Raw genomic sequence first — 12,910 nt, forward strand, 5'->3', positions numbered from 1 at the left:
CCTATAAGCTCATTATCCTTTAAAATGAAAGTGCTTTCATTAGACATTCTGTAAAATAACTGCTTGTAATTTTTCCACATTATGAATGATACCTTTGCACTAAAAAACCCACGCAGTGGGTTATAAAATTTCCTTTTTCTCTTTTAATTGTTTGGATGATACTAAAAATTCGTATGATAAAATCATAAACTCAATCGCCAGTCGTTTTTCGTGACTCATAAAATCTGATCCTAGTAGTTTTTCAAGCTTTTGAATACGGTGATATAGTGTTTGCCTCACAATAAATAAGCGCTTTGCAGTTTCTTGTTTGGAGCCGTTACATGATAAATAGGTTTTGAGTGTTTCCATTAGCTTTCCATTATATTTTTTATCATAGGCGATGACTGGTTCTAAATATTCCAGAACGACTTCCTGTAAATCAATATGTCTATGAAGCAATGAAATAAGTCGAAAAATATGTAAATCATCATAAAAATAACTCTGTGCTGGAATAGACATCCGCTTTTGAATTCGGATTGTTTCAAATGCCGTTTGATAGCTTTTATGCACATCTGTTAACTCTTCTACAAATTTCCCAATCCCAAATACCGGAAGGACCTTAGTTTTCACACGATGTATGTCAGAGTTTAATAGCCTCTGAATTCCTTCCTGAACTCTTGCTTTCCATGTCGTAGTAGTTCGCTCATTAAGCATAATTAAAACAATCGTGTTTCTTTTTTCAGTGACAAAAAGTGTAAAGCCCCGCTGTTCAAAAATGGCCCTAGTAAACATTTTAAAATAGGTTAAATCACTTGTAGAATACTCGCCAATTGCATCTATTTTACAAATACAAACAACGGCTCCCTTGGGTTTACTTGTTGAATTCAATGCTAAATATTCATTGATTGACTCTTGGCTTTGTTCACCTTCTAACCAATCATTGATCCATTCAGTTGCTTCTACCCTTTGCTTTTCCTCGACATAAAGGTTACGAAGAAAAAGCTGAGCAAGGGCTGTTGCTGTCCGATCTAAAATCAGGTGATCAAATTCGGTTAATTCTCTATCCTCAGTGATGATCACCAATTCCGCATAGCTTTCTCCTAATAAATGGATGGTGCTTTTTGCCACATAGGTAGAATCTTCAAACTGAGACCTTATACATTCTAATAGTTTCATTCGTTTTTGTTCGGTAGCTTCTGGAATAAATAGAGATTCATTGTTATTAAAGAGGATGATTACTTGGACATGGAGGTAGCTTCTAATAAATTTTAGAATGTCAACATAATGATCGATTGTTAATAAACTTTTATTTAAGGCTTGTGAGTAACTTTCAAGGTTGGAAATCATTTGGTATTGGCGGTTAATAAGGAGTCCATGGATGTCTTGGGTAATTTCAACAAATGGTACTTCTTGTAAAAAAACAATGATTGGAAAATATGATTTATTTGCAATATCAATAATTTCTGGTGGGATCGATGGGGTATATGTTCCTATTTCAATACAGATTCCTGCTGCCTGTGAATCAATTAATTGCTCGATGACTGAGATAAATTTTTCCTTATTATCCCTCCAAGCAACTCCAGTTGAAAGAATTAATTCATTCCCATTTAAAAGATTCCTAATATTTGTTACTTCAACAACGTGGACCCATTTTACTTGTCGCCCGAGTCCTTCTTTACCGGCAATGACTTTACTGCTTTCAAAATGCCTTCGACTTAAAATATCTTCAACGGTAATAGATGATTTCAATCTACAGCTCCCCTATACTGAATTTTCAGATTAGCTTAATTATATATGATATTGAGAGTAAAAGGGACGCTTTTTCTACTTTTTTTCCAACCTCCGCGAAAAAGCCAGTATCTTTCAGGTGAACTACCCCTCCTTATCGACCTTGCGGTCTGATTGAAGAAGGGGCTTCTCGGGAACTAGATACTTTTGTTAGCTATCTATATTTACCAAGCTATGAGGGTAGTCCCTACCCCTATGGAAGATACCATTTACATGGCTAGTTTTAGCAAGTTGATACTTGCATTTATATCTCTGTCATGATGGCTGTTGCACTCTGGGCAATCCCATTCACGAAGGTTTAGATTTTTTACTTCCATGTTCTTGTACCCACAACAAGAACATAGCTGACTAGAAGCATAATTCTTAGGTGCGATTATCAAATCACGACCTTTCCAAACGGCTTTATAGTTAAGATATTCTCTGAATTTAGACCAGGATACTTCGCTGATGGCTTTTGCTAACTTATGATTCTTTTGCATATTCTTCACTTTTAAGTCCTCAATCACAATAACTTGGTTTTCGTTTGTGATTTCGTTACTGATTTTGTGAAGAAAATCATTCCGTTGGTTAGCGATTTTTTCGTGAAGTTTCGCAATTTGCAATCTAATCTTATTGCGATTGCTTGAACCCTTCTTTTTACGTGACAAAGAACGTTGCAAGAAAGCTAATCTTTTTTCAACTTTACGCAACCACTTAGGGTTTTCATATTTCTTGCCATTGGATAATATCGCAAAGTATTTTAAGCCGACATCAATACCGACCCTAGTATCAATCTTAGGAAATAGCTGTTCATTTTCTTCCACCAAAACAGAAGCAAAGTATTTGCCTGTCGGCGCTTGAGAAATGGTTACGGACTTAATCAAACCTTGGAATTGTCTGTGTTGCTTGATTCGTACCAATGTTTTTAATTTTGGTAGTTTGATATAGCCCTTTTCAACGAAGACAGTTCCCTTTTGATTATTCGTCTTGTAGCTACGATGATCGTCTTTTTTAGCTTTGAATTTTGGGAACCCCACTGATTTATCACGAAAGAAATTAGCATAAGCTTTATCTAAATTTATTTGGGCATTCGCTAGAGCAAGGCTATCTACTTCTTTTAAGAAAGGGAATTCAGCTTTATATTGCGCTGGTGTAGGAAATTTGATAGTTTTTTCTGCTTTTTCTTGTGACTCGTTGTAAGATTTTATTCTATCAGCAAGCATTTTGTTATACACGAAACGTACACATCCAAAGGTTTTCGCAAAGAATATGCGTTGTTCTTTATTCGGATAAATACGATACTTGTATGCTTTCAACATTGCCTACACCCCCTTTTGTCCTTGAGTTTCAATATACTGTTTTAATACTTCTAATGGTGCACCACCAACTGTTAGCAGGCAATAGCTTTGTGACCAGAAGTATTCTTTCCATAGTTTTTGTCTGATTTCAGGGAATTCGTTTTTGATTTTTCGTGAACTGGCACTCTTATAGGCGTTGATGAACTTAGATAGTTCTGTATTGGGTTTAGCTGTAAGGAGAACGTGAACATGGTCCATATCATGATTCCATTCTGTTACGGTGATATGATACTTTTCCCCAATATCTTCAAATATGGTTTTCAATCTAGTTGAGATAGTATCGTCAATGACTTTTCTTCGGTATTTTACAACCATAATAAGGTGGTAGTTAAGCTTGAATACTGAATGATTATTTGTGTCTAGTTTCACTGTATCACCTCTTTATTTCAGTAAACGACTGAATAACAAGAAGTGCATACAATAATCCTTTAGGCTATCGCCTATCCGACATTCATCCCCTCCCTACTCATTGGGCTTCTCCCTTCACATTCCTTGAGGAAGGGGAATTCTGTCGGATTACGTTAAAGACACTGGCTTTTTCCTGTTAATCTGGATACAGACTCTTAAGCACCTTCCTGTTGTTGCTTAATTAGCATTACCGCAAAATACTTTCGCCCTTCTGGTGTAATAATGTGGAGGGTTTCTTTTTGACCGTTATTCTCAAAATCTACGAATGCCCCACTAAGATTTTCAATTACACTCGTCATTTTATAGCCTTTTTGAAGTAAAAAATCAATTTTGTCTCTCTCTTGTAAAAAGATTTGGTATTCTGACATGTATGGACACTCCTTTGTATCACAATTACTCTTTTATTGTGCAGTTGTTTTCTGATCTAACTCAACCTCATACATATTGACTTCTTCCTCGGCTTCGCCTCCTCCAGGTAAGACCCAATTTAACAGAACCCCTAAAATAGCTGCCAGAGCCATCCCATGAATTTCAAAGTTTGCTGTAAACTTCATGATAGCTCCACCAATCCCAACAACTAAGATGACGGATGAAATAATCAGGTTTCGCTTATCGTCTAAATCTACTTTACTATCAACGAGCATCCTCAATCCCGAAGCAGCAATGATCCCGAATAATAAAAGGGAAATTCCACCCATTACGGCTGTTGGTATTGAACTAATAAGTGCTGTGATTTTTCCGATAAACCCAAACAGGATTGCAAAAACAGCAGCCCCTCCGATAACAAAAACGCTAAATACTCTTGTAATCGCTAACACACCAATATTTTCGCCGTACGTCGTATTCGGTGGACCACCCATTAAAGCAGCAAGCATAGTGGCAATACCATCTCCCATAATCGAACGATGTAAACCAGGTCGTTGAATCAAATCTTTACTAACAACCTTACTTAATACCATTTGATGCCCAATATGTTCAGATAATGTAACAATTGAAACTGGTACCATTAACGCAATGATACTTAAAGTGACTGTAGGGGAATAATGAACAAAGGGAAATAGGAAATCTGGCATTTCAAAAATGTTAGCAGACTTAACACCTGATAAATCAACTAATCCAACAATGGCAGCAAAAATATATCCACCTACTATTCCAATTAAGACAGGAATTAGATTTAAAAAACCTCTTAGGAAAATGGAGCTTAAAATCACGATAAGCAAAGTCACTAATGCAACGGAAAAATGAAGAAGACTATACTCGCCATTAGCGTTATTCATTGCCATACCGACTGCTGTTGGTGCAAGGCTAAGTCCGATTACTATGATAACGGGGCCAACAACAACTGGAGGAAGTAATTTAACCAGCCATTTATGGCCCGTGGCTTTAATAATTAGAGCAACAATCCCGTATACGAGACCTGCTAAAAAACTTCCAATCATTGCTGCACCTGGACCATCTGCTGCGGTTGCGGCTATGATTGGTGCGATAAATGCAAATGACGACCCAACATAGGCAGGTACTTGCCCTTTCGTAATAATAAGAAAAGTCAATGTACCGATTCCACTTGAAATAAGGGCTACACCTGGGGATAACCCAACAAGATACGGTACTAAGATTGTTGCTCCGAACATCGCAAACAAGTGCTGAATGCTTAATACTAAAAACTTCCCTGGAGGTGGTGTCTCATTTATCCCTAAAACAACCTTTTTTGAATCTGTACTGCTCATTCCTATTCCCCCTTTACTTTTGAATTACTAAAATGGCTAAATTCCTAATTCTAAAGGCCTCATAAAATAACCTTTTTATTAAATAAACATTCCTTCTCTTTTTTCAAATATTCAGAAATATTTAGTTGCAATTGACACCTCTTTTTCTTTTCTTAAACAAGGAAGGAGCATCCACTCCCTCCTTTCACTTACATTACACTGTGGCTGTTTTATCCTTTGCTATTTCATAATTTTCACCGTATTTTGCACGTTTAATGAATTGACCTGCACCTAGTTTTCCAACAAATTGCTTATCACGAACAACAAACTCTCCTCTAGAAAGGACAGATACTGGTTCTCCAGTAAATTTCATGCCCTCAAATGCACTGTAATCGACTGCCATATGGTGTGTTTCAGCAGAAATGGTTCGCTCAATCGTTGGATCAAAAATCACAATATCTGCATCCGCTCCAACGGCAATTGTACCCTTCTTTGGATATAGTCCAAATAATTTTGCAACTCTTGTAGAAGTTAAGTCTACAAACTGATTTAATGTAATTCTTCCTTTTTTGACACCTTCTGAGAATAGAACCGTTAAGCGTTCTTCAATCATAGGTCCGCCGTTAGGAATTTTCGAGAAATCACCTAAACCAAGCTCCTTTTGACCTTTAAAATCAAACGAACATTGATCTGAACCAAATGTCTGAAGCTGCCCTGTTCTAAGTGCATTCCATAGTACATCTTGATTCCATTTTTCACGTAATGGTGGGGACCAGACGTATTTCGCTCCTTCGAAGTTTGGCTTTTCTAGATACGATTGATCGAGAACTAAATATTGTGGACATGTTTCTCCCCACACATCAAAGCCTTTCTCTCTCGCTTCAGTAATAGCTTTTACAGCGTCTGCACATGTAACATGAACGACGTAAAGCTGAGAATTCGCAAGACCTGCAAAGGTTGCTGCTCTTTCAGTAGCCTCTCCTTCAATCTCTTGTGGCCTTGTTAATGCATGATAGATTGGTTCTGTTTTTCCTTCGCTGAGAGCCTTTTTCACAAGATAGTCGATGACATCTCCATTTTCAGCGTGAACCATGACGAGTGCACCTAATTCTTTAGCAGCAAGTAGTGTTTTAAATAAGGTTTCATCATCTGCCTGAAGGACATTTTTATAGGCCATAAATACTTTGAAGGATGTGATCCCTTCATTTTCAATCACGGATGGAAGTTCATTTAATACCGCATCATTTACTTCTCCAATTGAAAGGTGAAAGCCATAGTCAATCACTGCTTTGCCCTTTGACTTCCCGTGCCATGTATCAATCGCGTCTTTTAATGGCTCACCTTTATTGGACAAGCAAAAATCAATAACTGTCGTTGTTCCACCAAAAGCAGCGGCAATTGTTCCTGTTTCAAAATCATCCTTTGTGACTGTACCTCCAAAGGGCATTTCTAGATGGGTATGAGGATCGATTCCACCTGGAAATACATAACATCCATTAGCATCAATTACTTCCGCACCTTCTGTCGAAAGATTCATCCCGATTTGGTTGATCACACTATTTTCCACAAGAATTTCTGCTTGATACGTATCTGTTGCTGTTACAATGGTTCCATTTTTAATAACCTTCTTCATCATAACCCTCCCCTAGAAATTACTTAACTGAGTCTACTTTACAACTAACCGCACCAAGAGCTGCCTGGCGCTCATTCCATGTCATTGGAGGTAACCCGCTTGGGACTTCAACCATATCAATCGCCCCGTCAACCGGACATACGATTGAACATAGGTTACAGCCGACACAGTCTTCCTCTCTTACCTTAAGGATGTTGTAGCCATTTCCGTCCTTAAGCATATCGATACATTGATGTGACGTATCTTCGCATGCAATATGACACTTATTACAATTTATACAAATATCGTTATTGATACGAGCAACTATTTTATAGTTGAGGTCAAGTTCACCCCAGTCTGAATACTTCGGAACTGTTTTTCCAACAATATCCATGACAGAAGCAATCCCTTTTTGATCGAGATAGTTATCCAACCCTTCAATCATGTCTTCTACAATTCTAAAACCATGATGCATAGCAGCCGTACAAACCTGAACTCCAGAGGCACCCATTAGCATATATTCAACCGCATCCTGCCAAGTTGAAATTCCACCAATACCAGAAATCGGGATATTGATATGTGGACTTCTAGCACATTCAGCAACCATATTAAGCGCAATCGGCTTTACAGCTGGTCCACAATACCCACCATGCGCTCCTTTTCCTGCAACATGTGGAATTGTGTTCCACGTATCCAAATCAACGCCTGCTAAACTATTAATCGTGTTGATCATGCTAATCGCATCAGCACCACCCCGGGTAGCAGCCTCCGCAGTAGCCGTGATGTCCGTAATATTTGGCGTTAGCTTAACAATGACAGGTGTTTGTGCTACTTCTTTAACCCAATAGGTTTGTTGTTCTACAAGTGAAGGGACCTGACCAGATGCCGAGCCCATTCCTCTTTCAGCCATGCCATGTGGACAGCCAAAGTTAAGCTCTAATCCATCTACGCCCACTTCTTCTACTCTTTTTACGATTTCATGCCATTTATCTTGTTTTGGTTCAACCATTAATGAAGCAATGATCGTATGATTTGGAAATAGCTTCTTTGTTTCTTTGATCTCTTTTAAGTTGACCTCAATTGGTCGATCTGAAATTAACTCAATATTATTAAAGCCTGCGACTCGATGCCCGTTGAAGCTTACTGCTCCAAATCGTGACGTAACATTTAAAATCGGGTCACCTAATGTCTTCCACACTGCTCCGCCCCATCCAGCATCAAACGCACGTTGGACTTGATAACCAGAATTTGTTGGGGGAGCAGATGCTAGCCAAAACGGATTGGGGGATTCGATCCCTGCTAGATTAATTCGTAAATCTGCCATCGATAAACCTCCTTTTGCCTTTATTTATTACGCAATTTCAGAGACTGCACCAAACATTGCCTTATGAATCGCATATGCCGCATCCTTACCTTGTTGTGCAGCAGAAACAACCATTGCCTCTCCTTGACCCTTTCCAAAAATCACATCACCACATGCAAATACTTTTTTATTGGATGTTTGGAGGGTCTCTTGATTGATTTTCACAACTCCTCCATCATGCTCAAGACCAAATTGTTCTATAAGTTCTGTATATCTTGTTTGCCCAATTGCCTTAATCACCGCATCAACCTCTAAAATGAACTCAGATCCCTCAACCGGTATAGGACGTCTTCTGCCATCCTCTCCCGGCTCACCAAGCTCCATTTTAATGCATTCGATTGCTTTTACACGTCCTTGTTCATCCCCAATGACTTTCTTAGGTGCCGTTAACCATCTAAATTCAACACCATCTTGTTTGGCAAATTCATATTCAAAATCATAGGCCGTCATTTCTTCTATCGTTCTTCGATAGAGGATTTTAACGTTTTCTGCCCCTAGCCTGACTGAGCATGTCGCACCATCTATTGCTGTATTCCCAGCACCTACTACGACAACCCTACTACCTAGAAAACGATCTGTAATTGGCTTTGTTTTTGTTTCTTTTACAAACTCAATCGCATCATAAACCCCTTCTAATTCTTCGCCATCGATGCCAAGGGAAGGAACCTTTGACATTCCAATTGCTAGAATGACAGCATCAAAGTTTTCAAGGATTTCATCTACAGAAATATCCTCACCTACTCTAGTATTGGTACGTATTTTCACATCTAAGCTTTCAACTTGCTTAACCTCCCAGAATGAAATTTCCTGTGGAAGTCTAAAGGAAACGATGCCATAGGTGTTCAAACCGCCAGCCTTCTCCTCTGCTTCAAAAATGGTAACATCATAGCCTAGTAATCCAAGTTCTCTAGCAGCTGAAAGCCCTGCAGGACCACCTCCGACAATGGCAACCATTTTTCCGTTTTTCTTTCCTGGTTCAAAAAGTACCTGTTCATTTCGGATAGCCCAGTCCGTTGCATATCTTTGTAAATCACCAATCATGATTGGTTTGGTGGAATGATTTAAGACACAAGCCCCCTCACAAAGCTCCTCTGTAGGGCAAACACGGGCACAACTTGCACCTAAAGGGTTGGATGTCATAATGGTTTTTGCTGATCCTTTTAAATTTCCAGAAGCGATTTTTTTAATAAAGGTAGGAATGTCGATTCCAGTAGGGCATGCAGTTATACAGGGGGCATCATAGCAATATAGGCAGCGATTGGATTCTTCAATTGCTTCACGGTTCGTTAGACCAGGGGTCACTTCATTAAAATTCAATTTTAAATCCTGATACGAAATTCTTCCGTTTGAATGGCTCATAGATTTACCTCCTTCTTATAGTAAAAATTGCAAATGACAGAGGCACTTATTTGCAATTTTATAAACCTTTAAATAGAAAGCGTTTTCAAAAATTAGCACTATTTATTTCAGAATCATAAACTATTGTCCTAAAAATATGAACTTTGTGTCTATTTTACTTTCTTATAGGCATGATTGCATTATACAGAATGTTAAAAGATATAAGCTGTTTTCCACTCATAATGTAAAAAAAGAGCCATAGATTTAAATCACAACCAAGTGATTTTCAAACCTACGCTCTTTTTAAAATTTCCGCTACCCACTTATTTCATGGAACTATTTGGCATTTGCTTCCTTATAGATCAATTCATTTACTGTCAAACTATACTTATCAAAAAATTCACTCTTAAAAGAATCCCACTCACCTAGGGATTCATAGTATTTAGCCATGGTATTTTTCTTTCCAACCTTTTTGCCTCTAACCGTAAAGTCCTTTGAAGGATAGTGATGAACATCTCCATTTTTTTTCAGTTTTAAAGGTATAATCACGGAAAAATCAATACCCATTTTTTTATCACGTACAACCATCTTTTTGGTGACATTGTTTTCCTGCCTATCGATAACCTGTGTCAAACATAGAGCCCGCTCATTTTCAAACGCAAATTTGTTAGAACCCTTACTTTTAATGTTAATCATTTATCCGTCCTCCTCAGGTAGTTACCACTCTAATCATAACACATTAAAAATATTTAGCTAATTATGTAAAGAAGTTGAACTTGAAGAAATTGAAAAAAAGGATGAAATCGATTTGATTTCATCCTTTGAATAGACAGTCCGTTACTTTAGATTTTAGTTTTTACCATTACCGTTTCCATGGCCTTTGTTTCCATGGCCGTTATTGTTTCCATTGTTACCTTTATAATTGCCGTTGTTTTTGCCTGCATTTTGATTTTGGTGATTTTGCTTGTGTTCTTTAGCCTTCTTTTGTTTCTCAGCTTTTTTCTCTTGTGCTTGATGTTGTTTCTCTTGCGCTTTATGCTGAACATGTTCACGCTTTTCTTTAATTTTTTCTTGTTTCTTTTCTACTACAGGAACAGGAGCGGTTACTACAGGTTGACCCTCTGTTTCAGTTGTTTCCGTTTCTTCCACTACTGGATCTGTCGCAACTTCTTCAACTACGACTTCTTGCTTTTCAACTGGTTCTTCAGTTGGTTCTTCAATCGCCTTTTCTTCTTTATGTTTAGCTGCAAATCTTTCTGCTTTTTTCTCTAGTTTTGCAAGTTTTTTATCTAATTTTGCAAATGATTTTTGAATGTTTTTCATTAATGCTTTTTGAGCAGTTGGATTTTTAACCTTTGCTAAAGCTACAGATAATGCATCAATGTTATTTGCAAGCTTTACTTCTACTTCTGTTTTCTCAGAATCCTCAACTACAGATTCTTCTTCAACAGTCTCTTCTTGTACATCATCTTCTGCCACTACTTCTTCAACATCAGCAGTTTCTTCTTCAACTGCCTCTTCTTCAGTAACCTCTGTTTCTTCAGTTGCAGGCTCTTCAGACTCCGTTAAATTTTCTGTTGCAGCTTCCTGAGTTTCAATTGCTGTTTGAAGAAGTTCTTCAGCTTCTTCTGTTTTACCTTCAGCTAATAAAGCATTTGCTTCCGCGATGCGCTCAGCCGCAAATTCAGCTAATAATTTTGCTTCCTTATAATCATCAATAGTTACTGCAAGACGTACTTTTTCAATCATAATTTTTACAAAATAAAAGAAATCGCCAGGTACTAAAGAAGGTGCTTTTTCATCTTGAACTTCCTCTTCAGTTGCCTCTTCTTCTGCAACTTCTCCATCTTCTGTTGCCACATCTTCAGAAGTTTCATCTTCAATTACTTCTTCGTCTTCAACTACTTCTTCGGTAGCTTTTTCATCTTCAGTTACTTCTTCAGTTGCTTCTTCGCTTACGTTTTCTTCAACTACTTCTTCCTCAGTTACGACATCTTCATCCGTACCGTAATTAACTGGAATTTCTTCGACAACCGTTTCTTGTGTTCCGTCTTCGTTAGCAAATGCAGCATGTGTTGCCAATGAAAGAATAAGTGCAGATGCTACTGTACCGCTAATGATAGACTTCTTGAACTTGCGCTTTGTCATGTATTCGTTCCCCCTAATTTGAATTACATTAAAAGCATTCGACGAAAGCTGACAAGTATATGTCCGTCTGTTACTAGAAAAATAATATATGATTCATAAGTCTATTAAAATTCTAAATAATTACCAAAAGACCTAGTGCTAAGGGCACTAGGTCTTAGTTATTGCATCGTCAATTTGTAGTGGCTTTTGTTATTTTTTCAGCGATAAATTCTTCAATTAATCTTGTAGCATCTTCCACGTTTTTCACATGTAAGACAGTACTTCTGTCTTCAGATATTTGTTCAGCTGTATAGTGGTATCTTGGGTCATAGTAATATTCCAATAGTAATTTCACAGCCGAATTGAAATCTCCGGTTTCAAGATCTTTTTCAATCTGCGCTGCAATTGGAGTATGAATTCTTCTTTTGATTCGTTGGAAGGCGGACATACATTCATTCGGAAATTCCCAAGGCCGATAATCTTCTAAAATGTTTAAAACCCGTTCCTCCATTGGTAGGTCAACAAAAATATGATACCCTTGTTCTTTGATGTTTAGTAAAAAGTCTGGTAATGTTGCTCTTCCAACTCGCTTGCTTTCAGCCTCCAATAAGACATATGGAGAATTTTTTAGTTCAAGTGCACGCTCCACAAACATTAGATCAAACATCTTTTGATTATGTGGCTTTTTTCCAATCATCCCAAACACTGATCCACGGTGGTTGGCCATTCCTTCTAAATCCATGACCGGATAGCCCTTTTCTTGAAGTGCATTTAAAATTTTTGTTTTTCCAGAACCTGTATACCCATTAATCACTAAAGCCTTTGGCTTAAAATCGTTCTCAAGCATTTCTAAGTTTTCAACGACCCAAGTCCTGTACCCGCGAATTCCTCCGATCAGCCGTTTTGACTTGATTCCCATCAAATCAATAAGTGTTGCAGATGTCTTACTGCGCATTCCTCCACGCCAGCAATAAACGACCTTTTCCTCCTCAGGAAGTTTTGTAAACTCCTTGATAAAGTTCGGAAGCTTGGCAGATACGATTTCAAGTCCTTTTTCCTTTGCCGCATCAGGACTGATTTGCTTATAAACCGTCCCTATTTCAGCCCGCTCTTCATCAGTAAATATCGGGATATTTACACTGCCAGGTATATTGGATTCGGCGAATTCAGAAGGTGAGCGCACATCAACAATTGCAAGTGGCTTTTCCTTCTGCAACTCCCTTAATTCATCAACTGATATATCTTGAAACAT

General features: G+C 38.0%; 11 protein-coding genes. All 11 read right to left on the reverse strand.

What is annotated here, in order from left to right; all coding sequences use genetic code 11:
- Positions 1-120: 120 nt before the first annotated feature.
- Positions 121-1,728 (reverse strand): PucR family transcriptional regulator, encoded by a 1,608-nt coding sequence (locus ABC371_RS20525; RefSeq protein ID WP_412898497.1) that lies wholly within the window; start codon positions 1,726-1,728, stop codon positions 121-123.
- 248 nt (positions 1,729-1,976) lie between these two features.
- A complete protein-coding gene (gene tnpB / locus ABC371_RS20530) occupies positions 1,977-3,065 on the reverse strand; it encodes an IS200/IS605 family element RNA-guided endonuclease TnpB (RefSeq protein ID WP_412898498.1) in 1,089 nt (362 codons plus the stop codon).
- Positions 3,066-3,068: 3 nt separating this feature from the next.
- On the reverse strand, positions 3,069-3,473 hold the full coding sequence (tnpA, locus tag ABC371_RS20535) for an IS200/IS605 family transposase (RefSeq protein ID WP_412898499.1): 405 nt from the start codon (positions 3,471-3,473) through the stop codon (positions 3,069-3,071).
- Positions 3,474-3,667: 194 nt separating this feature from the next.
- The gene (locus tag ABC371_RS20540; RefSeq protein ID WP_136379093.1) at positions 3,668-3,880 is read right to left on the reverse strand and encodes a hypothetical protein; all 213 of its coding nucleotides are present in this window, start codon (positions 3,878-3,880) and stop codon (positions 3,668-3,670) included.
- A gap of 33 nt (positions 3,881-3,913) precedes the next feature.
- On the reverse strand, positions 3,914-5,239 hold the full coding sequence (locus ABC371_RS20545; protein WP_412898500.1) for a solute carrier family 23 protein: 1,326 nt from the start codon (positions 5,237-5,239) through the stop codon (positions 3,914-3,916).
- 193 nt (positions 5,240-5,432) lie between these two features.
- The gene (gene hydA / locus ABC371_RS20550; RefSeq protein WP_412899409.1) at positions 5,433-6,851 is read right to left on the reverse strand and encodes a dihydropyrimidinase; all 1,419 of its coding nucleotides are present in this window, start codon (positions 6,849-6,851) and stop codon (positions 5,433-5,435) included.
- A gap of 19 nt (positions 6,852-6,870) precedes the next feature.
- Positions 6,871-8,154 (reverse strand): NAD-dependent dihydropyrimidine dehydrogenase subunit PreA, encoded by a 1,284-nt coding sequence (gene preA / locus ABC371_RS20555; RefSeq protein ID WP_412898501.1) that lies wholly within the window; start codon positions 8,152-8,154, stop codon positions 6,871-6,873.
- Positions 8,155-8,181: 27 nt separating this feature from the next.
- Positions 8,182-9,552 carry an NAD(P)-dependent oxidoreductase gene (locus tag ABC371_RS20560; protein WP_412898502.1) on the reverse strand — a complete coding sequence of 457 codons (1,371 nt, stop codon included), beginning with the start codon at positions 9,550-9,552 and terminating at the stop codon, positions 8,182-8,184.
- A 315-nt stretch (positions 9,553-9,867) separates the two neighbouring features.
- Positions 9,868-10,227, reverse strand: a complete 360-nt coding sequence (locus ABC371_RS20565; protein ID WP_412898503.1) for a hypothetical protein — start codon at positions 10,225-10,227, stop codon at positions 9,868-9,870.
- A 153-nt stretch (positions 10,228-10,380) separates the two neighbouring features.
- Positions 10,381-11,679: a DUF5667 domain-containing protein gene (locus ABC371_RS20570; RefSeq protein ID WP_412898504.1), complete on the reverse strand. Its 1,299-nt coding sequence runs from the start codon at positions 11,677-11,679 to the stop codon at positions 10,381-10,383.
- Positions 11,680-11,848: 169 nt separating this feature from the next.
- Positions 11,849-12,910 (reverse strand): tRNA 2-selenouridine(34) synthase MnmH, encoded by a 1,062-nt coding sequence (gene mnmH / locus ABC371_RS20575; protein ID WP_412898505.1) that lies wholly within the window; start codon positions 12,908-12,910, stop codon positions 11,849-11,851.

It is taken from the genome of Bacillus jepli (assembly GCF_047238305.1).
Classification (GTDB): domain Bacteria; phylum Bacillota; class Bacilli; order Bacillales; family Bacillaceae_L; genus Ferdinandcohnia.

What these genes read in the sequence shown, in the direction of transcription:
- preA (WP_412898501.1), bottom strand. Translation starts at nt 8,154, where the DNA reads ATGGCAGATTTACGAATTAATCTAGCAGGGATCGAATCCCCCAATCCG.
- ABC371_RS20545 (WP_412898500.1), bottom strand. Translation starts at nt 5,239, where the DNA reads ATGAGCAGTACAGATTCAAAAAAGGTTGTTTTAGGGATAAATGAGACA.
- hydA (WP_412899409.1), bottom strand. Translation starts at nt 6,851, where the DNA reads ATGAAGAAGGTTATTAAAAATGGAACCATTGTAACAGCAACAGATACG.
- ABC371_RS20565 (WP_412898503.1), bottom strand. Translation starts at nt 10,227, where the DNA reads ATGATTAACATTAAAAGTAAGGGTTCTAACAAATTTGCGTTTGAAAAT.
- ABC371_RS20570 (WP_412898504.1), bottom strand. Translation starts at nt 11,679, where the DNA reads ATGACAAAGCGCAAGTTCAAGAAGTCTATCATTAGCGGTACAGTAGCA.
- ABC371_RS20540 (WP_136379093.1), bottom strand. Translation starts at nt 3,880, where the DNA reads ATGTCAGAATACCAAATCTTTTTACAAGAGAGAGACAAAATTGATTTT.
- tnpB (WP_412898498.1), bottom strand. Translation starts at nt 3,065, where the DNA reads ATGTTGAAAGCATACAAGTATCGTATTTATCCGAATAAAGAACAACGC.
- ABC371_RS20560 (WP_412898502.1), bottom strand. Translation starts at nt 9,552, where the DNA reads ATGAGCCATTCAAACGGAAGAATTTCGTATCAGGATTTAAAATTGAAT.
- mnmH (WP_412898505.1), bottom strand. Translation starts at nt 12,910, where the DNA reads ATGTTTCAAGATATATCAGTTGATGAATTAAGGGAGTTGCAGAAGGAA.